We start from the raw sequence: 24,864 nt of genomic DNA on the forward strand, positions 1-24,864 counted from the left end.
GGATTATAAACCTGCGACATAGATAATTTAATATCGTTTTTGCGAAAATTGCTCAACAATTTGCAAAAATGGTAATTTACAAGAAAGACTAAAAACGATGGACTTAAAACTTGATAAAAAAAGATTATTTGAAGCTTTATAGATTTCCATCTAAACATCTTATCCAATAAAAATAAACACAAAAATTAAAATAAATTTTATGAAAAACACATCAGTATTAACCTTGTTAATCATCTTGTTTACGATGGTCTCTTGCAGCAGTGGAGATGATAATTCAACTAACACGCCTAATTTTGCTGTGGAAACTTCAGCATTAAGCTATAATTCTGCAACGATTTCTTGGAACCCAATAACGGGAACAGGAGATGTGGTCTATAATGTGTATTTAAACGAGACTTTAGTGGCTGAGTTTATTTCAGATTTAAGTTATGTATTCATTAACTTGTCGGAAAACACAAGTTATACGGGAATGGTTGAAGTAATAGATGATTCTGGACTTATTGAATCTTCGATTTTTGGATTTACAACTCCTGAAAACACAAATACAGGAATGGCGCCTTCAGATTTTGTGACATCTGTTAAACATTTAGGTCACATTTCAACAACAATACAATGGACAAGTGCAACTGTGCCTGATAACTCACCTATCACATATAGTGTTTTTGTTGGAAATCAAATGATTGCTTCTGATTTAACTGAATTAGAATTTTATATACCAAATTTACAATCAAACACATTGTACACTGGTTTTGTAAGAGCTTTTAATGGTAGTGAATTTACCGACTCCAATTATAGTTTTACAACGGTTGCTTCTAATGTTTTTGCAGGTCGAGTGTTTTTAAGAACGCAACAAGAAGTTGACGATTTTGCTGCTAACCATTATACCGAAATAACAGATTGGTTAATTATTGGAAGGGAAGATGTAACATCTGATATCGTCGATTTAGGTGGTTTACAAAGTTTGGTGACTGTAATTGGCACTTTAATTTTGTCCTACAATCCTGAATTAGAATCGACTCATGGATTGCAAAATATTTCCAATGATCTTAATGCGATTGCTATTGTTGATAATTTAGTATTAACTGATTTGAGTGGTTTTTCTGGCGTTAATAAACTGTTAAGCTATATCAACATAGTTAACAACCCTCAAATAACAACGTTAGATGCTTTTTCAAATATGACAAATGATATTAATGACGTTAATGTTGAACTAACTAATAATGATAGCTTGATAGATATAGATGGATTAAGTCAATTAGACCTTTTTTCAGTATATATAAGAGAACATGAACTTTTAGAAAATATAGATCTAATTAATAGTTCTGATAGTAATACACTTGCACAACTGACTATAATGAATAATGCTAGCTTATTTGATTTCTCACCTTTAAGTAATATTACTTTAATTAAAGGAAGTATCACTATAGGTTACAGCAACATAACTAATCTAGATGATCTTAGTAATCTAAACAGAACGTATAGTGATGTAAACATTTGGCAAAATAGTGAGCTTACAGACCTTTGTGGATTACAAAATATTGTTCAAGGGGATAATATAGATGGCGTCTATAACGTTCATGACAATGCTTTTAATCCAACATTCCAAGACATAGCTGATGGAAATTGTTCTCAATAAAAGAATGTTAAAACAACACTAATGAAACCTATATTTATTAAACAAACTGTATTTTTTTTCATATGTTTTTCTGCTTTGCTATCATTTTCTCAAACTGAGCTAAAGAATAAAGTTGTCGATTTTTCTACTTTAATGCCAATTGAAAGTGCTAGTATTTATATAAAAAATACTACCATTGGAACTGTAAGTAATCAAGATGGAAAGTTTGTATTACAAGTTTCCAAAGAATTGCAATTAGATACGCTTGTCATTTCTTCGATAGGTTATAAAAGTTTTAAAATACCTGTCAATGAATTTGATAACTCTGAAGAAATTTATCTTGAGGAAGATATAGCTGCATTAGACGAAATTATTCTAATCGCTGAAAACCGGCCAACAACAGGAAACGATATTGTAATAAGAGCTATTGAACGATTATCTGAAAACCTTCCAGATTCAGCTTATATTCAAAAAGGATTCTTAAGGCACAAAGAGCGTAATGCTAAAGAGTTTAAATGGCTTATTGAAAGTGCTATCACTGTGTATGATTCTGGTTATACAGTATCTTCAAAAGATCATTTAAAAATTAATGTAGATCAGGTTCGTAAAAGCTATGACCTTCGTGATGTGGATAGCATTTTTTCATATTATTCCTATTTAAAACATTACGAAAACAACAGAAAGTTAAAAGCTAAAAACTTAAGAAGAGATACCATAAAAACAGCTTCGTTAGTAAAGGCCATTAAATGGAATGACACTAGAGTTAACGGACTAGAAAACTTGTTTAAAGGAAAACTAAACTTGGTCAGAAATTCTAATGATGCTAAAACATTATTTGGAGATGATATGTTAGATAAACATCAGTTTCAATTGGATACTGTTTTAGTTGATAACGATCGTAAAATTTATAAGATTAAAATCAATAATGGTAAAACCTTTGTAGACCTTGAAACGGAAGGGATATTTAATGGAGGATATCATGCTAATGGTTGGATTTATATCTACTGGGATAACTATGCTATTAAAAAAATTGAATATGAACTCGTTGCAGCTTCCGATGCTCAAAAAAGTAGAAGTAAAACACTTTTTGGTACACAGGTAAATCACAAATTAGTAGTAACTTATATGGAATACAATGATAAAATGTATCCAAATTACATCTATTATGAAACTCCAAAACTCGTTAACGTTGGTTTAAAGACTACTGAAAAGTTGACAGAAGAAGAAAAAGCAAAGTATTATAACGAAGAGCGGTTTTATTATACTGTTCAGGAAATTTTGTTCTCAGATATTATTGAAGACGATCAAATTATTGCTAAAGCACTACAAGGAAATTGGGATCCAGATATATTTGCACCAAAGCCTTATGATAAAACCTTCTGGAAAAATTACAATATTATTTTAGAAAGTGAGGAAGATGAGCAACTTATTAAAGACTTAAGCAAGCGTGCATCTCTCTTTAAGCAGTAATTATTGAGAAAATAAATTCCAATTAAAAATCGAGCTTTTTGTTTTGATATCTTAAATTCCTTTTTATATTTGCAGCCTTAAAAATTTTAAAAGAGAGGAGGTTAAGACACTATGTTAAGAATACCAGTAAAAGAAGGAGAAAATATAGATAGAGCGTTAAAGCGTTATAAGCGTAAGTTTGTAAAAACAACGGTTAAAAACCAGTTGCAAGAACGTAAACAATTCACAAAACCTTCTGTTCAACGAAGAGAACAAATACAAAAAGCACAATATGTTCAAGGTCTAAGAGATCAAGAAACAGTTTAATTGTGTTGAAATGATATAAAATCCCATTAGAAATAATGGGATTTTTTTGTTTCTAACAAGATTGTAATTAAAACTTTGTATTTTAGATTTAATTCTAAAGTACTTTAATGTCACTACAATCCTTTTCAGATTATTTATTACTTGAAAAAAACTATTCGCAGTTAACCCTCAAGGCGTATCTAAAAGATATTCAAGATTTTTCTGAATTTAATGTATCCGAATATGATTCAAAGTCCATCACGAATGCTAACTATCAACAAATAAGAAGTTGGATAATATTATTAGTAGATAGTGGAATATCAAATAGAAGTATTAATAGAAAGGTGTCATCATTAAACACCTATTATAAATTTCTTTTAAAAATTGAAGAGATAGAAGTAAATCCCCTTACGAAACACAAGGCACTAAAAACAAGTAAAAAAATTCAGGTCCCCTTTTCTGAGCAAGAAATTAAAACTGTACTTCAAGAATTAAATTTTGATACAGATTTTGAAGGCTTACGAAACCGATCAATAATTGAACTATTTTACGCAACAGGTATAAGACGAATAGAGCTAGTACAGCTTAAACTAATTGATGTAGATATTGCTAACAAAACACTAAAAGTGCTAGGAAAAAGAAATAAGGAACGTTTTATTCCGTTAATACCATCAGTAGTTGATACTTTGAAATCCTATTTGATTGTTAGAAGTACACTTGATACTATACAAGATGATTCATTTTTGTTTTTAACTAAAAAAGGGGTTAAAATATATGAAACACTTGTTTACAGGATAATAAATGATTACTTTAGTAAGGCATCTTCCAAGGTTAAAAGGAGTCCGCATATTTTGAGGCACTCATTTGCAACTCATTTACTTAACCAAGGTGCAAACCTAAATGCTGTGAAAGAACTCCTTGGTCATTCTAGTCTAGCAGCTACACAAGTCTATACTCATAATAGTATAGCAGAGTTAAAAAATGTGTATTCAAAAGCACACCCGAGAAGTAAAAAATAATAATATCTAACCAATAAAAGATTGAATATGAAGGTAAACACACAATCCGTAAATTTTAATGCAGATAAAAAATTAATTGATTTTATTCAAAAGCGAATGGATAAACTAGATATGTTTTATGATAAAGTCATTCAATCTGATGTATATCTTAAAGTTGAAAATACAAGTGATAAAGAAAATAAAATTTTTGAAGCAAGGGTAAAAGTGCCTGGAGATAGTTTTATTGTAAAAAAGCAATGTAAAACATTTGAAGAAGGTACAGATATGGCAGTTTCGTCTTTAGAAAGACAATTAAAAAAGCGAAAAGAAAAATTAAGAGCACATATGTGATAAAATTTTTCAAAAAATGTTTTGAATAAATAAATAAATCTTTACATTTGCAGTCCGTTAGAAATAGCGGGCTTTTTTTATAGCCAAAAAGTTATATAAAAGCCGATGTAGCTCAGCTGGCTAGAGCAGCTGATTTGTAATCAGCAGGTCGTGGGTTCGAGTCCCTCCATCGGCTCTAAAAAAGTCTAAAAATTAACAATTGTTTTTTTTAGAAAACGTTCTTTAAAATTGGGGAGATACTCAAGCGGCCAACGAGGGCAGACTGTAAATCTGCTGACTACGTCTTCGCAGGTTCGAATCCTGCTCTCCCCACAAAATATTGAAACCTTCAACTAGTAAGATAGTTGTAAATTATGCGAGAGTAGCTCAGTTGGTAGAGCGTCAGCCTTCCAAGCTGAATGTCGCCGGTTCGAACCCGGTCTCTCGCTCTAAATTAAACTAAATGTATTTTTAGTTTAATTTCATCTTGAGTTAACGTTTTTGATTTGATATTTAGATCAATCAATACAACCTTAAAGCCGGTGTAGCTCAGGGGTAGAGCGTTTCCTTGGTAAGGAAGAGGTCACGAGTTCAAATCTCGTCATTGGCTCTTTTTAGTATTACAGAATTAAATTGAACACTAATATAAATAAGATTAAAATAAATTAAACATGGCAAAGGCAACTTTCGATCGTTCAAAACCACACCTTAATATAGGTACTATTGGACACGTAGATCACGGTAAAACAACTTTAACTGCTGCTATTACTAAAGTATTAGCTGATGCAGGTTTATCAAGCGCAATGTCGTTTGATCAAATTGATAATGCTCCTGAGGAGAAAGAAAGAGGTATTACAATTAATACTTCACACGTAGAATATGCAACAGCAAATCGTCACTACGCTCACGTTGACTGTCCAGGTCACGCCGATTACGTAAAGAACATGGTTACTGGTGCTGCTCAAATGGATGGTGCAATTTTGGTTGTAGCTGCTACAGATGGTCCAATGCCACAAACTCGTGAGCATATCCTTTTAGGACGTCAGGTAGGAATTCCTCGTATGGTTGTATTCATGAATAAAGTGGATATGGTTGATGATGAAGAGTTATTAGAGTTAGTTGAAATGGAAATCAGAGATTTATTATCATTCTACGAATATGATGGTGATAATGGTCCTGTAATTGCTGGTTCTGCTTTAGGTGCACTTAATGGTGAACAAAAATGGGTAGATTCAGTAATGGAATTAATGGAAGCTGTTGATGCTTGGATTGAAGAGCCAGTTCGTGATATGGATAAGCCTTTCTTAATGCCAATTGAAGATGTATTCTCTATTACTGGTCGTGGAACTGTTGCTACAGGTCGTATCGAAACAGGTGTTGCAAATACAGGTGATCCAGTTGAGATTATCGGTATGGGTGCTGAGAAATTAACTTCTACAATTACTGGTATTGAAATGTTCCGTCAAATTCTTGACAGAGGTGAAGCTGGTGATAACGCAGGTATCTTATTAAGAGGTATTGAAAAATCTCAAATTTCTAGAGGTATGGTTATTACTAAACCAGGTTCTGTAACACCACATGCTAAGTTTAAAGCTGAGGTTTATATCCTTAAGAAAGAAGAAGGTGGACGTCATACACCATTCCATAATAACTACCGTCCTCAGTTTTACGTACGTACAACTGATGTAACTGGAAACATTGCGCTTCCTGATGGAGTTGAAATGGTAATGCCTGGTGATAACCTTACTATTACTGTTGAATTAATTCAAACAATTGCAATGAACGTTGGTTTACGTTTCGCAATTCGTGAAGGTGGTAGAACTGTTGGTGCAGGTCAGGTTACTCAGATTTTAGACTAAAATATTTATTATATAAATATGAGTTAAGGTGTTCGTCAAAGGCGAACGCCTTGATTTATATTTACGGGTTTAGCTCAGTTGGTAGAGCACTGGTCTCCAAAACCAGGTGTCGGGAGTTCGAGTCTCTCAACCCGTGCAAATACAAAATCAAATGGCAGGAATTATAAATTATATTAAAGAATCTTTTGAGGAATTAAAGAATAACGTGACTTGGACACCTTGGTCTGAGGCGCAAAGCTTAACAATTTTAGTGGCTGTATTTTCAATAATTTTTTCATTAGCTATTTGGGGAGTTGATACTGTTTTCAGTAAAGTTATCAAGGCTTATTTTGAGTTGATATAACAAACTATAAAAGCAAAGAATGATGTCTGAGACAAGTGTAAATAAAAAGTGGTACGTAGTTAGAGCTGTAAGTGGTCAGGAAAACAAAATTAAGGCTTATATAGAAAATGAAATTTCTAGATTAGGTTTAGAAGATTTTGTAGATCAAGTTTTAGTACCTACTGAAAAAGTAATTCAAATCCGTAATGGAAAAAAAATAAACAAGGAAAAAGTATATTTCCCTGGTTATATAATGATTCAGGCAAATTTAAGTGGAGAGATTCCTCATATTATTAAATCTATAACTAACGTTATTGGTTTTTTGGGAGAAACTAAAGGAGGAGATCCTGTTCCATTAAGACAGTCAGAAGTTAATAGAATGTTAGGTAAAGTTGATGAATTAGCAGTTGATGCTGATGTAAATATAGCTATACCTTTTACTATTGGAGAAACTGTAAAAGTAATTGATGGTCCATTTAATGGATTTGATGGTACTATCGAGAAGATAAATGAAGAAAAGCGTAAACTTGAAGTTATGGTTAAAATTTTCGGAAGAAAAACACCATTAGAATTAAGTTATATGCAAGTTGAAAAAGTATAATAATTGTTACAACATAGATAGTATGTCTTTTAGCTTCAAAAATGGAAGAGATACAAAACTAAAACAAGTAAAATGGCAAAAGAATTAGGTAAAGTAGTTAAGTTACAAGTTCGGGGAGGTGCAGCGAATCCGTCGCCACCGGTTGGACCCGCTTTAGGTGCTGCTGGAGTTAATATCATGGAATTTTGTAAGCAATTCAACGCTAGAACTCAGGATAAACCTGGTAAAGTTCTTCCAGTTGTTATTTCTGTTTACAAAGACAAGTCTTTTGATTTCGTGATCAAAACACCTCCTGCGGCAGTACAATTATTAGAAGCGGCCAAAGTAAAGAAAGGATCTGGAGAACCGAACAGAAAGAAAGTTGCAAAAGTGACTTGGGACCAAGTTAAAGCTATAGCTGAAGATAAAATGGTAGATTTAAATGCCTTTGAAATCGGATCTGCTATGAAGATGGTTGCGGGTACTGCAAGATCAATGGGAATCACAGTTAAAGGTGGTGAAGCACCTAACTAAAAATTTTTGAAATGGCAAGAATAACAAAAAAGAGAAAAGAAGCTGTAGCTAAGGTTGAGAATAATAAATTATATTCTCTTGATGAGGCTTCAGTATTATTAAAGGAAATCACTTACACAAAATTTGATGCTTCTGTTGATTTAGCAGTGAGATTAGGTGTAGATCCTCGTAAGGCCAATCAAATGGTTAGAGGTGTAGTGTCACTTCCGCATGGAACAGGTAAAGACATGAAAGTTCTGGCATTAGTAACTCCTGATAAAGAGGAAGAAGCTAAAGCTGCTGGAGCTGACTACGTTGGACTAGATGAATACCTTGAAAAAATTAAAGGTGGATGGACAGATGTTGACGTTATCGTTACAATGCCAGCTATCATGGGAAAATTAGGTCCTTTAGGTAGAGTATTAGGCCCAAGAGGTTTAATGCCAAATCCAAAGACAGGAACAGTTACTATGGATGTTGCTAAAGCTGTAGCTGAAGTTAAAGCTGGTAAAATTGATTTTAAAGTTGATAAAACAGGAATTGTACATGCTCCTATAGGTAAAGCATCTTTTAGTGCTGATAAATTAAAGGAAAATGCAATGGAATTGTTAACCACTTTAAATAAATTGAAACCTACTTCGTCAAAAGGTGTATACATGAAAAGTATTTTCATGTCTAGTACAATGAGTCCTAGTATCGCTGTTGATCCAAAATTAAGTTAAGTAGTTAAACCTTTATTATTATGACAAGAGAAGAAAAATCACAAGTAATTGAAGAGTTAACTGCTCAGTTAGCAGATAATGCAAATATTTATCTAGCTGATATATCTGGATTAAACGCAGGTAGCACTTCAGACTTACGTCGCGCTTGTTTTAAGGCAAACGTGCAATTAAGCGTAGTAAAAAATACATTATTAACTAAAGCTATGGAAGCTTCTGATAGAGATTTCGGTGAACTTCCTACAGTTTTAAAAGGTAATACATCTGTGATGTATTCTGAAACTGGTAATGCTCCGGCTAAAGTAATTAAAGCCTTCCGTAAAAAATCTGAAAAGCCTTTGCTTAAAGGAGCTTTTATAGAAGAGGCTGTTTACCTTGGAGATAATCAATTAGATATGCTCGTTGATATCAAGTCTAAAGAAGAGTTGATTGGAGAAATCATTGGATTATTACAGTCACCAGCTAAGAATGTTATTTCAGCACTTAAATCAGGTGGTGGAACATTAGCAGGTATTATTAAAACATTATCCGAAAAAGAAGGATAATCAAATAAGTACGCACTTAAACAAATTATATTTTATTAAAATTATTAAAAACGGTAGAAAAATGGCAGATTTAAAAGATTTCGCAGAACAATTAGTTAATTTAACAGTAAAAGAAGTTAATGAATTAGCTACAATATTAAAAGACGAATATGGTATCGAACCAGCAGCAGCTGCAGTAGCAGTAGCAGCAGGAGGTGGTGCAGCAGGCGGAGACGCAGCTGAAGAAAAATCAGAATTCGACGTAATCCTTAAAGCAGCAGGTGGTTCTAAACTAGCAGTTGTAAAATTAGTTAAAGAATTAACTGGTTTAGGATTAAAAGAGGCTAAAGGTTTAGTAGATGAAGCACCTAGTGCTATCAAAGAAGGTGTTGCTAAAGATGAAGCTGAAGCTCTAAAAACTCAATTAGAGGAAGCTGGAGCAGAGGTTGAGCTTAAGTAAGCTTAACAAACCTACAAATTATGGTTTAGGTCTTTCGAAATAGTCGAAATGACCTAAACCCTTTTGTGTATATAAAATGTACATAAAAAAATAAATTTTTTTTTAATCAAAATCTCGTTCATCGATGTTAGCAAATACAGCTGAAAGATTAAATTTCTCTTCCATAATTAACAGAACTGATTATCCAGATTTCTTGGATATTCAAATTAAATCCTTTCAGGATTTTTTCCAGTTAGAGACAAAATCAGAACAAAGAGGAAATGAAGGGTTATATAACACCTTCATGGAAAACTTTCCAATTACAGATACACGTAACCAATTCGTATTAGAATTTTTGGATTATTTCATTGATCCACCTAGATATTCTATTGAAGAATGTATCGAAAGAGGACTGACATACAGTGTGCCCTTAAAAGCACGTTTAAAATTGTATTGTACAGATCCTGAGCATGAAGACTTTGAAACTATTGTTCAAGATGTATATCTAGGAACAATTCCTTATATGACACCTAGTGGAACTTTCTGTATCAATGGTGCAGAGCGTGTAGTTGTATCACAATTGCATAGATCTCCAGGTGTTTTCTTTAGCCAGTCTTTCCATGCCAATGGTACAAAATTATATTCTGCAAGAGTTATACCTTTTAAAGGATCTTGGATAGAATTTGCTACAGATATCAACCAGGTAATGTATGCCTACATTGATAGAAAGAAAAAGTTACCTGTTACAACATTATTCAGAGCTATCGGTTTTGAACGTGATAAGGATATTTTAGAAATTTTTGACCTTGCTGAAGAAGTTAAAGTGTCAAAATCTGGTCTTAAAAAAGTAGTTGGGCGTAAACTTGCTGCTCGTGTTTTAAACACTTGGCATGAAGATTTCGTTGATGAAGATACTGGTGAAGTGGTATCTATCGAACGTAACGAAATAGTTTTAGATCGTGATACAATCATTGATAAAGATAATATTGAAGAAATCCTTGAAGCTGGTGTAAAAACAATTCTTTTACATAAAGAAAGTGCGCAACAAGGTGATTACGCAATTATTCATAATACATTACAAAAAGATCCAACAAACTCTGAAAAAGAAGCTGTTGAACACATCTACCGTCAATTACGTAACGCTGAACCGCCAGATGAGGAAACAGCACGTGGTATTATTGACAAATTATTCTTTTCTGATCAACGTTACTCTTTAGGTGAAGTAGGTCGTTATAGAATGAATAAAAAATTACAGTTAGATATCGGAATGGATAAGCAAGTGCTTACTAAAGAAGATATTATAACGATTATTAAATACTTAATCGAATTAATCAATTCTAAAGCAGAGATTGATGATATTGATCACTTATCTAACCGTCGTGTTCGTACAGTTGGTGAACAGTTGTCATCTCAATTTGGTGTTGGTTTAGCTCGTATGGCGCGTACTATTCGTGAACGTATGAATGTTCGTGATAATGAAGTATTTACACCGATTGATTTAATTAATGCGAAGACATTATCTTCCGTTATTAATTCATTCTTTGGTACAAACCAATTGTCTCAGTTTATGGATCAAACCAATCCATTAGCCGAGATTACACACAAACGTCGTTTATCAGCTTTAGGACCTGGAGGTTTATCTAGAGAAAGAGCAGGATTCGAGGTTCGTGATGTTCACTATACACACTACGGAAGACTTTGTCCAATTGAAACTCCTGAAGGACCAAACATTGGATTAATTTCATCTTTATCGGTTTATGCTAAAGTGAATTCAATGGGATTCATTGAAACACCTTACAGGAAATCAGATAATGGCGTTGTAGATATTAAAAACACACCTGTATACTTAAGTGCGGAAGAAGAGGAAGACATGTTAATCGCTCAAGCGAATATTCGTGTTGATGACAAAGGTAAAATCTTAGAAGACAAGATTATTGCACGTCAAGAAGGTGATTTCCCAGTGATTGATCCTGTAAATGTAAATTATACAGATGTAGCTCCTAACCAGATTGCTTCTATTTCGGCATCCTTGATTCCGTTCTTAGAGCATGATGATGCCAACCGTGCATTAATGGGATCTAACATGATGCGTCAAGCTGTTCCTTTATTACGTCCGCAAGCACCTATTGTTGGAACCGGTCTTGAACGTCAAGTAGCTTCAGATTCTAGAGTATTAATTAATGCTGAAGGAAATGGTACTGTTGAGTACGTTGATGCTAACGAAATCACAATTAAGTACGAACGTACTGAAGAAGAAGGAATGGTAAGTTTTGATAGCGATACCAAAACATATCCATTAGTGAAGTTTAGAAAAACCAACCAAGGAACGTCTATTAACTTAAAACCAATCGTTGAGAAAGGTGATAAGGTTAAAAAAGGACAAGTGCTTTGCCAAGGTTATGCTACTGAAAACGGAGAATTAGCATTAGGTCGTAACATGAAAGTGGCATTTATGCCTTGGAAAGGTTATAACTTTGAGGATGCGATTGTTATTTCAGAAAAAGTAGTTCGAGACGATATTTTCACATCTATTCATATTGATGAATATTCATTAGAAGTAAGAGACACCAAATTAGGTAACGAAGAATTAACAAATGATATACCTAACGTTTCAGAAGAGGCTACAAAAGACCTTGATGAAAATGGTATGATAAGAATTGGTGCCGAAATTAAGCCAGGAGATATTCTTATTGGTAAAATTACTCCAAAAGGTGAATCAGATCCAACTCCTGAAGAAAAATTATTACGCGCTATCTTTGGTGATAAAGCTGGTGATGTAAAAGATGCATCTTTAAAAGCCTCGCCTTCATTGCATGGTGTTGTAATTGAGAAAAAATTATTCTCAAGAGCAATTAAGGACAAACGAAAGAGAGCAAAAGATAAAGAAGATATTGAAGCATTAGAAAATATCTATTACAAGAAGTTTGATGATTTACAAGCTGTTTTAGTTGAAAAATTATTCGCTCTTGTAAATGGTAAAACGGCTCAAGGTATCTATAACGACTTAGGTGAAGAAATCATTCCTAAAGGAAAGAAATATACACTTAAAATGTTAAATGCTGTAGATGATTATACGCATTTAACTTCTGGAACTTGGACAACTGACGACCATTTAAATACTTTAGTTGCTGATTTAATGCACAACTATAAAATTAAAGAAAATGATCTTCAAGGATCATTGCGTCGTGAGAAGTTCACAATTTCAGTAGGTGATGAATTACCAGCAGGTATTATCAAATTAGCTAAAGTTTATGTTGCTAAAAAACGTAAATTAAAAGTTGGTGATAAAATGGCAGGACGTCACGGTAACAAAGGTATTGTTGCTCGTATCGTTCGTCAAGAAGATATGCCATTCTTAGAAGATGGAACTCCTGTTGATATCGTATTAAACCCATTAGGTGTACCATCTCGTATGAACATCGGACAGATATACGAAACTGTTCTTGGTTGGGCAGGACAAAAATTAGGGCGCACGTATGCAACGCCTATTTTTGATGGTGCAACTCTAGATCAAATAAACGCATTTACAGATGAAGCAGGTGTGCCAAGATTTGGTCATACATATCTATATGATGGTGGAACAGGAGATCGATTCGATCAACCAGCAACTGTAGGTGTGATTTATATGATTAAGTTAGGTCACATGATTGATGATAAGATGCACGCACGTTCAATTGGACCATACTCTTTAATTACACAACAACCATTAGGTGGTAAAGCACAGTTTGGTGGTCAGCGTTTTGGAGAGATGGAAGTTTGGGCACTTGAGGCTTATGGAGCTTCAGCAACATTACGTGAAATCTTAACAGTAAAATCTGATGATGTTATAGGTAGAGCTAAAACTTACGAAGCTATCGTAAAAGGAGAGCCGATGCCAGAACCAGGACTACCTGAATCTTTTAACGTACTTATGCACGAATTAAAAGGATTAGGATTAGATATTAGATTAGAAGAATAAAAAAAATAGTAATCAGTCAAACAGTACACAGTCTCTCTGTGTACTGAAGATTGAAAACTTAAGACTATAAAGTTATTATGGCAAGAAGACAAGATAAGAATACAATTCAGAGATTTAGTAAAATCTCTATTGGTCTAGCATCTCCAGAATCTGTTTTGGCAGCATCTCGAGGTGAAGTTTTAAAACCAGAAACTATTAATTATCGAACACATAAACCTGAACGTGATGGTTTATTCTGTGAGCGTATTTTTGGTCCTGTAAAGGATTTTGAATGTGCTTGTGGTAAATATAAAAGAATACGCTATAAAGGAATCGTTTGTGACCGATGTGGTGTTGAAGTAACAGAAAAGAAAGTACGTCGTGATAGAGTAGGACACATCAACCTTGTTGTGCCAGTAGCTCATATCTGGTATTTCCGTTCGTTACCAAATAAAATAGGATACTTGCTTGGTTTACCATCTAAGCGTTTAGATATGATTATCTATTACGAACGCTATGTTGTTATTCAACCAGGTGAAGCAATGAACGCTGAAGGTGAACCATTACAAAAAATGGATTTCTTAACAGAAGAAGAATACTTAAATATTCTTGAATCACTTCCGAAAGAAAATCAGTATTTAGATGATACAGATCCAAATAAATTTATTGCTAAAATGGGAGCGGAATGCTTAATTGACCTTTTAGCTAGAATTGATTTAGATGATTTATCTTTTGAATTGCGCCATAAAGCCAATACCGAAACATCTAAACAACGTAAAACTGAAGCGTTAAAGCGTTTACAAGTTGTTGAAGCATTTAGAGATTCAAACTTAAATAGAGAGAATAGACCAGAATGGATGATCATGAAGGCTATTCCAATCATTCCGCCAGAATTAAGACCATTAGTGCCTTTAGATGGTGGACGTTTTGCAACTTCTGATTTAAATGATTTATATCGTCGTGTTATTATTCGTAATAACCGTTTAAAGCGTTTAGTTGAAATAAAAGCTCCTGAAGTAATTCTTCGTAATGAGAAACGTATGTTACAAGAATCTGTAGATTCATTGTTTGATAACACACGTAAAGCTTCAGCTGTAAAAACAGATTCTAACAGACCATTAAAATCGTTATCAGATTCACTAAAAGGTAAGCAAGGACGTTTCCGTCAAAACTTACTTGGTAAGCGTGTCGATTATTCTGCACGTTCTGTAATTGTTGTAGGACCAGAATTAAAATTATATGAATGTGGATTGCCTAAAGATATGGCAGCAGAATTATACAAACCTTTTATTATTAGAAAACTGATTGAAAGAGGAATTGTAAAAACTGTGAAATCTGCTAAGAAAATTATAGATAGAAAAGAACCTGTAGTTTGGGATATTTTAGAGAATGTTTTAAAAGGACATCCAGTGCTTTTAAATCGTGCTCCTACATTACACAGATTAGGTATTCAAGCGTTTCAACCAAAATTAATTGAAGGAAAAGCAATTCAGTTACACCCATTAGTATGTACGGCGTTTAATGCCGATTTTGATGGTGATCAAATGGCTGTGCATTTACCGTTAGGTCCAGAAGCAATTTTGGAAGCGCAATTATTGATGCTTGCATCACATAATATTTTAAACCCAGCAAACGGTGCTCCAGTTACTGTACCTTCTCAGGATATGGTTCTTGGTTTATATTATATGACTAAGCTTAGAAAAACTGATGAAACTTATAAGGTTATTGGTGAAGGCTTAACGTTCTATTCTCCTGAAGAAGTAATTATTGCTTACAACGAGAAAAAAGTAGAATTAAATGCTGGAATTAAGGTAAGAACTCAAGATTTTAACGCAGATGGTGAGTTAACAACTCAAATTATAGAAACTACGGTTGGTCGTGTGCTTTTTAACGAAAAAGTGCCAACAGCTGCAGGTTATATAAATGAGGTATTAACTAAGAAATCTTTAAGAGATATTATTCATGGAATTCTTAAAAAGACAAGTGTTCCAGTAACAGCTGCATTCTTAGACGAAATTAAAACTCAAGGATATAAGTTCGCATTTCAAGGTGGTCTATCGTTTAGTTTAGGTGATATTATTATTCCACCTGAAAAACAAGGAATGATCGATAAAGCTAATGGCTTAGTTGATGGTATTATGGGTAACTATAACATGGGATTAATAACAAATAATGAACGTTATAACCAAGTTATTGATATCTGGACATCTACTAATGCTGAATTAACAGAGTTATCTATGAAACGTATCCGCGAGGATCAACAAGGATTTAACTCGGTGTTTATGATGCTTGATTCTGGAGCTCGTGGATCTAAGGAACAGATTCGTCAGTTAACAGGTATGCGTGGATTAATGGCGAAACCTAAAAAATCTACTGCGGGTGGAGGATCGATTATTGAAAACCCAATTCTTGCTAATTTTAAGGAAGGACTTTCAATTTTGGATTACTTTATCTCTACTCACGGTGCACGTAAAGGTCTTGCCGATACTGCACTTAAAACGGCAGATGCTGGTTACCTAACACGTCGTTTAGTTGATGTATCTCAAGATGTAATAATCTACAGTGAAGATTGTGGAACTTTAAGAGGTATTGAAGTTAATCCGTTAAAGAAAAACGAAGAAATTATAGAAACTCTTGAAGCTAGAATAGTTGGACGTACATCATTAAATAATGTGTATGATCCAATTACTGAAGAGCTTTTAGTTGAAGCTGGCGGACATATTGATGACGCTATTGCTAAGCGTATTGGTCAGTCTCCGTTGGATGCTGTAGAAGTTCGTTCTGCATTAACTTGTGAAGCTAAAAAAGGAATTTGTTCTAAATGTTACGGTCGTAATTTGGCGACAGGTAAAATGGTACAACGTGGAGAAGCTGTTGGTGTCGTTGCGGCACAATCAATTGGTGAACCAGGTACACAGCTTACTTTACGTACATTCCACGTTGGTGGTGTAGCAGGTAATATTTCTGAAGAAAATAAATTAACAGTTAAGTTTGATGGAGTCGCTGAAATAGAAGATTTAAAAACTGTTAAGACTAAAGATAACGATGGAAAAGATGTTGACGTTGTTATTTCTAGAACTTCAGAATTAAAATTAGTTGATGCTAAAACTGGAATTACTTTAAGTACAAATAATATTCCTTATGGATCATTCATCTACGTGAAACCAGGTAATAAAGTGAAAGCTGGAGACATAATTTGTCAGTGGGATCCTTATAATGGTGTAATTATTTCTGAGTTCGCTGGAAAAGTGAGGTTTGAAAATATCGAACAAGGAATTACGTATCAAGTAGAAATTGATGAACAAACTGGGTACCAAGAAAAAGTAATTTCTGAATCTAGAAACAAGAAATTAATTCCTACTCTTCTTATCGAAGATGCAAAAGGAGAAGTTATTCGTTCATATAACTTACCAGTTGGAGCCCATTTAATGATTGATGATGGAGAAAAAATTAAAGTTGGTAAAATTCTGGTAAAGATTCCTCGTAAATCTGCTAAAACAGGTGATATTACAGGTGGTTTACCTCGTGTAACTGAATTATTTGAAGCTCGTAACCCTTCTAATCCTGCTGTTGTTAGTGAGATTGATGGAGTTGTGTCTTTCGGAAAAATCAAAAGAGGTAACCGTGAGATTATTATTGAATCTAAATTAGGTGAGATTAAAAAATACTTGGTGAAGTTATCTAATCAAATTCTTGTTCAAGAAAATGATTACGTAAAAGCTTGTATGCCTTTATCCGATGGTTCAATTACTCCAAACGATATCCTAAATATTAAAGGACCTTCTGCAGTGCAACAATACTTAGTAAATGAAGTACAAGAAGTATATCGTTTGCAAGGTGTGAAAATTAACGATAAGCACTTCGAGGTAGTTGTAAGACAGATGATGCGTAAAGTTAGAATCATTGATTCTGGTGATACTATTTTCTTAGAAGATCAATTAGCTCATAAAGCAGATTTCATTGAAGAAAACGATAAGATTTTCGGAATGAAAGTTGTTGAAGAAGCTGGAGATTCTGAAACTTTAAAACCAGGACAGATATTAACTGCTAGAGAGTTAAGAGACGAGAACTCAATATTGCGTAGAGAAGATAAAGCATTGGCTACTGCTAGAGATGCAAAGCCAGCAACTGCTACACCTATTCTACAAGGTATTACAAGAGCATCATTACAAACGAAATCATTTATATCTGCGGCATCGTTCCAGGAAACAACTAAAGTTCTTAACGAAGCAGCTGTAAATGCTAAAGTTGATGATCTTGAAGGATTAAAAGAGAATGTAATCGTTGGTCATAGAATTCCTGCAGGAACTGGTGTTAGAAAATTTGATAACATCATTGTAGGTTCTAAAGAAGAATTCAATGAAATGATGAAAGCAAAAGAAGAGATGAATTATAACTAATTGTCTCTTTCCTGCGGAGGCAGGAATCTATAAATATAAAAGCCTTCATTCATTAAATTGTTTGAAGGCTTTTTTTAATTAAATCAATTTATATTAATATTGTTTCCACGGAAACGTTAAAAAATAAGTTAGTAATGGCAGACGATAAAAATCAAAAGAAACCAGGAATCAATATAGAATTAGATGAAAAAATTGCTGAAGGAACGTATTCTAATTTAGCAATCATAAATCACTCAGTATCAGAGTTTGTTGTTGATTTTGTAAGCATAATGCCTGGAACTCCTAAAAGTAAAGTGAAATCCAGAATAATATTAACGCCTCAACATGCTAAGCGTTTATTGAAGGCATTGGGAGATAATGTAAATAGATTTGAGAAAGCTCATGGTGAAATCAAAGACTATGAGCAACCTCCAATTCCTCTTAATTTTGGACCAACAGGTCAAGCTTAAATTTCAAAAGTCCCTTTGAGTTATTAATTCAAAGGGATTTTTTTGGTTCAGTATATATAGTTTAAGCGACTTCTTTTTGATTGACATAAAACTTTAATGCACCAGAAGGACATTTCTTGACTTGTTGGATTATCTTATCAGTAGACTCACCATCTAAATCTATCCAAGGGATAACAGATTGACGAAATACATTTGAAAGTTCTTTTGCACAACGCTCAGCGTTTATACATTGACAAGGGTTGTAGGTAACAGTAATATCATTATTACTGAAAACATTAGGTGTAGTTTTCATAGGTAGATCAATTTTGGGGTTTAATCTGTTAGGAATGTATGTACTTAAAATTATTAGTTTTAATAAAATCGATGAAATGTAATATTTTATCGTTAAAATGCATTTTTTGATTTTGATTATCGACGAACGACATGGTTAGTTAGTCAAACTCCGAAGTTAAATGAAATGTAATATTAGGATATTTCTGTTGTGTCATTTGTAAAGAAAACGGAGAATCGGCCAAAAACACAAGTTGTTTTCTTTTGTCCTTTGCTAAAAAACGTTGTTTTACTCTTTTAAACTCTTTAAATTCCTCACTTTTATTGTCTTTAGGTTCTACCCAACACGCTTTGTGCACATTTAAATTTTCATAGGTACATTTTGCTCCATATTCGTGCTCGAGTCTGTACTGTATCACTTCATATTGTAGTGCTCCTACAGTTCCAATTACCTTACGACCATTTAATTCTAGTGTAAATAATTGTGCTACACCTTCATCCATCAATTGATCAATCCCCTTATTTAATTGTTTAGATTTTAGAGGATCTGCATTATTAATATATCTGAAGTGTTCCGGAGAAAAGCTTGGGACACCTTTGTAATTTAGAATTTCACCTTCAGTTAAAGTATCTCCAATTTTGAAATTCCCTGTGTCTTGCAATCCAACAATATCACCAGGATAAGAAATATCTACAATTTCTTTCTTTTCAGCAAAGAAGGCATTCGGACTTGAAAACTTTAATTTCTTATTATGCCTTACATGAAGGTAAGGAGCGTTTCTCTTAAATTCTCCGGAAACGATTTTTATAAAAGCTAAACGATTACGATGGTTTGGATCCATATTGGCATGAATCTTAAAAACAAAACCAGAGAATTTATCTTCTTCAGGTTTTACCAATCGTTCTTCGCTTTGTTTTGGTCTAGGCTTAGGCGCAATTTCTACAAAACAATCTAATAGCTCTCGAACTCCAAAGTTATTAAGTGCCGAACCAAAAAACACAGGTTGTAGTTCACCATTTAAATATTTGTCCTTATCAAATTCCGGATATATTCCTTCAACGAGTTCAATTTCTTCTCTAAGGGTTTGAGCAGCTTTATCTCCAACAAGTTTATCTAACTCTAAAGACGATAAATCATCTATTTCTATGGTCTCCTCAATATCTTTACGACTGTCACCACTAAACAAATTGACGTTTTTTTCCCAAATATTATAGATGCCTTTAAAATCGTAACCCATTCCTATTGGAAAACTAAGAGGGACAACTGTTAATCCTAGTTTTTGTTCAATTTCATCCAATAAATCAAAAGCATCTTTACCTTCACGATCCATTTTATTAATGAATACAATCATTGGTATGTTTCGCATCCGACATACTTCTACAAGTTTTTCGGTTTGTTCCTCAACACCTTTTGCAACATCAATGACTACAATGACACTATCAACAGCTGTTAGCGTTCTAAAGGTGTCTTCAGCAAAATCTTTGTGACCAGGAGTATCAAGAATATTAATTTTAATACCATCATATTCAAATGCTAAAACAGAAGTAGCTACAGAGATGCCTCTTTGGCGTTCTATTTCCATAAAGTCACTGGTAGCGCCTTTTTTAATTTTATTACTCTTAACGGCTCCAGCTTCTTGAATGGCACCACCAAAAAGTAATAATTTTTCTGTTAAAGTTGTTTTACCAGCATCTGGGTGGGAAATAATTCCGAAAGTCCGACGTCTATTGATTTCTTTTAAAAAACTCATAATTCATTTATGTAGCTGCAAATATAATTACAATAAAGAGATATAAAGAAGTATTTAAAAGCTAAAAAGTGACTTAGAAATTGATTTGGTGTCAGAATAAATGTAATTAACAAATTAGATTTGTTGTTAAGGTTGTTAATAAATTAAGTTGGGAAGGGTTAATCTAGCAATCTAAATTAGTAATATTGATAATTGGAAATAAAGGAAAATACTCTATTTTTGCTTTTTGTCGTTTAAAACAAACCTTTAATCGACAAACTAAATGTTAAAATTTGTGGTAAATTATTTTCGAAATTATTACATTTGAACAAGATTAATAGCACTAAAATTGGACCTACACAAATAAACAGTAAACCTGTTTCATACGTAATATATGTATGAAATGAGGTTTTTTTGCTTTATGAAGACCTCGTTTAAGTGTTAAAGAAAATTATAAGAACAAATAATTATACAAGATTTTATGAAAATCTCTACTCGATTCTCGTTTATAAAGAAGTTTTTATTTGCATTTACTGCAATTATAAGTTTTCAAACTTTTTTGTTTGCTCAATGTCCTGTGCCAGAAGCAGATGGTACCTATAATCCTAAAGATGATATAATTATAACATCTTACCATCAAAGTATAGCTAAAACACCTACAGGTTTAATTACTTGGGGAGAGGACATGGATTTTGATGGAGGGAATGTTACTGCAATTCAAGAAATTTCTGTCGCAAATGGGTACAACTTTACCGGTTCCATTGTACAATATGCCGTATCTGGAAATTCTGGAGGTCAGGCTTTTTTATTAACGACAACAAATCTATATGCTTGGGGACAAGTTAATGAAGTAGTAGATGGAGATTTTGTTTCAGGGGCAACATTTGCTGTTATGGCGTTGCCTCCAGGAGTGTTAGCAACAGATGTTACAGATTTATATGCGACATCTAATGTTTTAGCAATAAATACAATAGCAGGTAATGTGTGGATTGCATCAAGAGAGGATAGGGTTAACGGTAATACATCAACGGACACAACAATTTGGCAACAAGTAGAGACGTCTTCAGGAGTACCTATAACAGATGTTTTTCATGTTACTGGAAGTGATGTGGCATTATACGCGATTCAAAATGATGGAGACATTTATGTATGGGGAGATAATGTTCATTTAGGAGATGGAAATGCAGCAGCAAACTATGACTATGCAACCTTAATGACTGCGCCAGTATCAACTCCAGTTTATATAACGGCATTTTACAATGACGAATCAAACGAACATGGTGTTTTAGCACTAGGAACTGATAGAAGAATGTATGGAGTAGGTTTTAATACTACTCAAAAAATTATAAATGAAGCGACTACGGAAGTTTTAAATTGGGTAACAATTGATGATTCTGCGGGAGATCCTATTGAAAATGTCTTGCAAATTTCGTCTAATCAATCTTCAGAACAATGGGCAAGCGCTGGTGCAATTACTGAAGGAGCAACACCAACTTCAAAAAGAATTTTGCTTACTTGGGGTTCAAATAATCAAGGAGCAATTGGTCAGGGTACTGACACAACTACCGAATATCCAACTATTCCAGGAGGTTATACTATAGACGACGACGACGCTGTGTATGTAAGTACAGGTGGTCATGCTACAACAATTTATAATAGAGATACAAAAACTATTTGTTTTACAGGACACGTTATAGATGGAAGTACAGGTGGACTTACAGGATCTACTGCTACTAGTTTTGAGTGTATCACAATAGTTGCTTTTGATGTTTGTGGAGTTAATACTTGCTCTGTTGATCTTATTACGTCATCTGACGAATCAGTTTGTAATGATAATGCCACTCCATTAAATGATGCAGATGATTTTTTTACGGCAGATATCACAGTAGAGTTTTCAGATATTCCTGCTACAGGTACACTAGAATTAACAGGTGATGGAACTGGTTCAGTTTCAGTTACAGGGTTAACATCGCCTTACGTGTTTGATGATGTGGTTTTGCCTGCGAATGGAAGTGCTATTTCAATTACTGCAACATTTTCAGATGATGTTTCGTGCGTATTTACTAATCCAAATGTTTTTACAGCTCCAGTTTCTTGTAGTTATAGTATCACAGCTGAAGACGACGATTTCAGTAGCTCACCATTCAATCCGATAGCAGGAGGTACAACATCTAGTGTATTTGCAGATAATGGTTCAACTGAAGATCTAGCTGATGGAATTGCAGCTACTGATGCAAATATAGATGATAATATTTCTATTAGTAATGATGGTGGATTAATAGGTGTATCAATTAATTCTGATGGAACTATCAATGTACCTTCTGGAAGTGCACCTGGAACTTATACTGTTGAATATACAATTTGTTTAGATATCGATAATTCTGTTTGTGCTACAGCAAATGTGACCATTGTTGTTGGAAATTGTTTAGATTTTCCTACGAACGATTGTGATAATGATGGCGTTCTAAATGCTTCAGACATATGTGAAGGTTTTGATGATACTGCAGATATAGATAATGATACTATTCCAGATGGATGTGACGATGATGATGATAATGACGGACTTTTAGATGTTGTTGAATGTAATGCTTCAAATGCATTAATAAATGGTAATTTTGATTCAAACTTAGTTACAGGATGGACAGAATCAGGAAATTTAGATTGGTTTAGATCAGGAATTGGAGGTGGAATAGCAAGATTTACAGCTGATAATTCTGATTCAACATTTGAGCAAACTGTTACAGTATATGATGGCGTAATTACCGCTTTTACTTTTCAGGATGGTGCAGACGCATCAAGTGCTATTGATGCGACTCTAGAAATTTCAATTGACGGAGTTATTGTTTACAGTAAAACCGCAGCCCAAATTCAAGCTGATAATGGAGGTGCAGATATATTTGCATCACAATCCCTATTTTTTGTTCCTACATCAGGTTCAGCTGTTATTAGTGTAAGAGCTTTCTCTGCTGGAGCTGGAGTATCGGATGATTTTAGGTTAGATAATATTGTTGTAGAACTTTGTCAAGATACCGATGGTGGAGGAATACCTGATTTTTTAGATGAAGACAGTGATAATGATGGATGTCCAGATGCTCTTGAAGGTGACGGCGGCTTTGCTTTAACAGATTTAGATATTGAAGATAGTTTAGGAGATATCGTGGACCCTAATGGTGTGCCTCAAGTTGGAGGTTCATCTGGTCAACAAAATGATATTAGTTCAACGAATCCGAATGTTACGTCAGGAGAATGTGATGATGATGGTGATGGTGTGAACAATACTAACGATCAATGTCCAGGGTTTGACGATACCCAAAACAATGATGGTGATTTGTATGCTGACGGTTGTGATGATGATGATGATAATGACGGATTACTTGATGTTATCGAACAAGGAAATACGACTAATAGCCAACCAATCTGTGGTGGGCAAACTACGTTAGATTTTAGTAATGCTCCTACTGAAGAATTAGGTGATGGCTCAGTTTTTACTTACATAGAAGGAGAAGTATTTAGATTTTCTAATGTCGCACCAGGAATGGATGCTTTAGTAACTATTAACGAAACTTATAATTGTTTCGTAAATGCAATTGACGAAAATTCTACCGACCCAACTTTCTTCAAGCCAGAAACACGTGTCGGTAATGTTCCTTTAGGTCAAATGCCTTATATTGAATATCAGATTGATTTTGTTCAATCTGGAACTACGACACCAGTTGTAATACCTGAATTGTTTATTAATTTTAATGACCTTGATGGAAATGCTAATATATTAGAACAAAACTGGACAGAATATCCAATAAGCTATACTTTAGACAGTCCTTCTGAAATTACTATTTCAGATAATAGTCCATGGTTAATTGGTACTTCAAGTAATGTCAATTTTTCTGGTACATCAAATGCTAATCCTTCTGTAAATTATTCAACAAGATATTTAAATACATCAAGTCAAACAATAAGACTTGGTGTAAACGCAATAACTGCTAATAATCCTGTAACTAGGAGACATAGTATTGAGTTTAATTGTGTTAGTAATTTTAACAATCCTATTACTACTTTATTTGATACAGATGAAGATGGAATTCCTAATCATTTAGATTCAGATAGTGATGATGATGGTTGTCCAGATGCTCTTGAAGGTGATGGTGGTTTTATTGCTTCTGATTTAGATGGTGATGACTCTCTTGGTGATATTGTTGATGCTAACGGTGTTCCTCAAGTAGGTGGTTCTACTGGTCAACAAAATGATGTAAGTTCTGTTGATCCGAATGTTGATAATTGCGAAGATCCAAGTATCATAGCAGAGAAGAGTGCAGTAGTAGTAGATAATGGAGATGGTGTGTTAGGTGCAGGTGATGTTATAAACTATACGATTACGGTAGCGAACACAGGAAATGTAACCTTAACCGGAGTTGGCTTAGTAGATA

17 protein-coding genes, 5 tRNA genes and 1 pseudogene are annotated in these 24,864 nt (G+C 33.9%); 21 read left to right on the forward strand and 2 right to left on the reverse strand.

Annotation, left to right across the window (positions count from 1 at the left end):
* Window positions 1-199: 199 nt before the first annotated feature.
* From VOI25_RS12930 to VOI25_RS13025, 20 genes are all read left to right on the forward strand, one after another.
* Window positions 200-1,636: a hypothetical protein gene (locus VOI25_RS12930; RefSeq protein ID WP_323789503.1), complete on the forward strand. Its 1,437-nt coding sequence runs from the start codon at window positions 200-202 to the stop codon at window positions 1,634-1,636.
* A gap of 21 nt (window positions 1,637-1,657) precedes the next feature.
* Window positions 1,658-3,085 carry a carboxypeptidase-like regulatory domain-containing protein gene (locus tag VOI25_RS12935; protein ID WP_323789504.1) on the forward strand — a complete coding sequence of 476 codons (1,428 nt, stop codon included), beginning with the start codon at window positions 1,658-1,660 and terminating at the stop codon, window positions 3,083-3,085.
* 111 nt (window positions 3,086-3,196) lie between these two features.
* Complete coding sequence (rpsU, locus tag VOI25_RS12940) at window positions 3,197-3,391, forward strand: 30S ribosomal protein S21 (protein WP_249995795.1); 195 nt, start codon at window positions 3,197-3,199, stop codon at window positions 3,389-3,391.
* Window positions 3,392-3,498: 107 nt separating this feature from the next.
* Window positions 3,499-4,389, forward strand: a complete 891-nt coding sequence (locus tag VOI25_RS12945) for a tyrosine-type recombinase/integrase (protein ID WP_323789505.1) — start codon at window positions 3,499-3,501, stop codon at window positions 4,387-4,389.
* Window positions 4,390-4,416: 27 nt separating this feature from the next.
* Complete coding sequence (gene hpf, locus VOI25_RS12950) at window positions 4,417-4,719, forward strand: ribosome hibernation-promoting factor, HPF/YfiA family (protein ID WP_323789506.1); 303 nt, start codon at window positions 4,417-4,419, stop codon at window positions 4,717-4,719.
* A gap of 101 nt (window positions 4,720-4,820) precedes the next feature.
* Window positions 4,821-4,894: transfer RNA gene (locus VOI25_RS12955), tRNA-Thr, on the forward strand.
* A gap of 55 nt (window positions 4,895-4,949) precedes the next feature.
* Window positions 4,950-5,031 (forward strand) — tRNA-Tyr (locus tag VOI25_RS12960).
* Between the two features lie 43 nt (window positions 5,032-5,074).
* A tRNA-Gly gene (locus VOI25_RS12965) sits at window positions 5,075-5,147 on the forward strand.
* Window positions 5,148-5,236: 89 nt separating this feature from the next.
* Window positions 5,237-5,308 (forward strand) — tRNA-Thr (locus VOI25_RS12970).
* A 61-nt stretch (window positions 5,309-5,369) separates the two neighbouring features.
* Window positions 5,370-6,557 (forward strand): elongation factor Tu, encoded by a 1,188-nt coding sequence (gene tuf / locus VOI25_RS12975; RefSeq protein WP_323789507.1) that lies wholly within the window; start codon window positions 5,370-5,372, stop codon window positions 6,555-6,557.
* A 63-nt stretch (window positions 6,558-6,620) separates the two neighbouring features.
* Window positions 6,621-6,693: transfer RNA gene (locus VOI25_RS12980), tRNA-Trp, on the forward strand.
* A 15-nt stretch (window positions 6,694-6,708) separates the two neighbouring features.
* The gene (secE, locus tag VOI25_RS12985) at window positions 6,709-6,900 is read left to right on the forward strand and encodes a preprotein translocase subunit SecE (RefSeq protein ID WP_033959310.1); all 192 of its coding nucleotides are present in this window, start codon (window positions 6,709-6,711) and stop codon (window positions 6,898-6,900) included.
* Window positions 6,901-6,922: 22 nt separating this feature from the next.
* Complete coding sequence (nusG, locus tag VOI25_RS12990) at window positions 6,923-7,480, forward strand: transcription termination/antitermination protein NusG (RefSeq protein ID WP_323789508.1); 558 nt, start codon at window positions 6,923-6,925, stop codon at window positions 7,478-7,480.
* A gap of 72 nt (window positions 7,481-7,552) precedes the next feature.
* A complete protein-coding gene (gene rplK, locus VOI25_RS12995; protein ID WP_323789509.1) occupies window positions 7,553-7,993 on the forward strand; it encodes a 50S ribosomal protein L11 in 441 nt (146 codons plus the stop codon).
* 11 nt (window positions 7,994-8,004) lie between these two features.
* On the forward strand, window positions 8,005-8,694 hold the full coding sequence (rplA, locus tag VOI25_RS13000) for a 50S ribosomal protein L1 (protein WP_323789510.1): 690 nt from the start codon (window positions 8,005-8,007) through the stop codon (window positions 8,692-8,694).
* 20 nt (window positions 8,695-8,714) lie between these two features.
* Window positions 8,715-9,236: a 50S ribosomal protein L10 gene (gene rplJ / locus VOI25_RS13005; RefSeq protein WP_323789511.1), complete on the forward strand. Its 522-nt coding sequence runs from the start codon at window positions 8,715-8,717 to the stop codon at window positions 9,234-9,236.
* A 61-nt stretch (window positions 9,237-9,297) separates the two neighbouring features.
* Window positions 9,298-9,675, forward strand: coding sequence for a 50S ribosomal protein L7/L12 (gene rplL / locus VOI25_RS13010; RefSeq protein WP_323789512.1), 378 nt, complete (start codon window positions 9,298-9,300; stop codon window positions 9,673-9,675).
* Between the two features lie 124 nt (window positions 9,676-9,799).
* Entirely contained in the window at window positions 9,800-13,612 is a 3,813-nt protein-coding gene (rpoB, locus tag VOI25_RS13015; RefSeq protein WP_323789513.1) for a DNA-directed RNA polymerase subunit beta, read from the forward strand.
* 77 nt (window positions 13,613-13,689) lie between these two features.
* Window positions 13,690-17,991: a DNA-directed RNA polymerase subunit beta' gene (gene rpoC, locus VOI25_RS13020; protein ID WP_323789514.1), complete on the forward strand. Its 4,302-nt coding sequence runs from the start codon at window positions 13,690-13,692 to the stop codon at window positions 17,989-17,991.
* A gap of 134 nt (window positions 17,992-18,125) precedes the next feature.
* Entirely contained in the window at window positions 18,126-18,440 is a 315-nt protein-coding gene (locus VOI25_RS13025) for a DUF3467 domain-containing protein (protein ID WP_323789515.1), read from the forward strand.
* A 61-nt stretch (window positions 18,441-18,501) separates the two neighbouring features.
* On the opposite strand, the gene VOI25_RS13030 is transcribed toward VOI25_RS13025, so the two are convergent.
* Entirely contained in the window at window positions 18,502-18,732 is a 231-nt protein-coding gene (locus tag VOI25_RS13030; protein ID WP_323789516.1) for a (4Fe-4S)-binding protein, read from the reverse strand.
* A 139-nt stretch (window positions 18,733-18,871) separates the two neighbouring features.
* On the reverse strand, window positions 18,872-20,461 hold the full coding sequence (locus VOI25_RS13035) for a peptide chain release factor 3 (RefSeq protein ID WP_323789517.1): 1,590 nt from the start codon (window positions 20,459-20,461) through the stop codon (window positions 18,872-18,874).
* Between the two features lie 460 nt (window positions 20,462-20,921).
* On the opposite strand from VOI25_RS13035, the pseudogene VOI25_RS13040 reads away from it, so the two are divergent.
* Window positions 20,922-24,864: pseudogene (locus VOI25_RS13040) on the forward strand (hypothetical protein); the annotation flags it as partial.

The organism is Psychroserpens sp., from assembly GCF_034670085.1.
In the GTDB taxonomy this organism is placed as follows: Bacteria; Bacteroidota; Bacteroidia; order Flavobacteriales; family Flavobacteriaceae; genus Psychroserpens.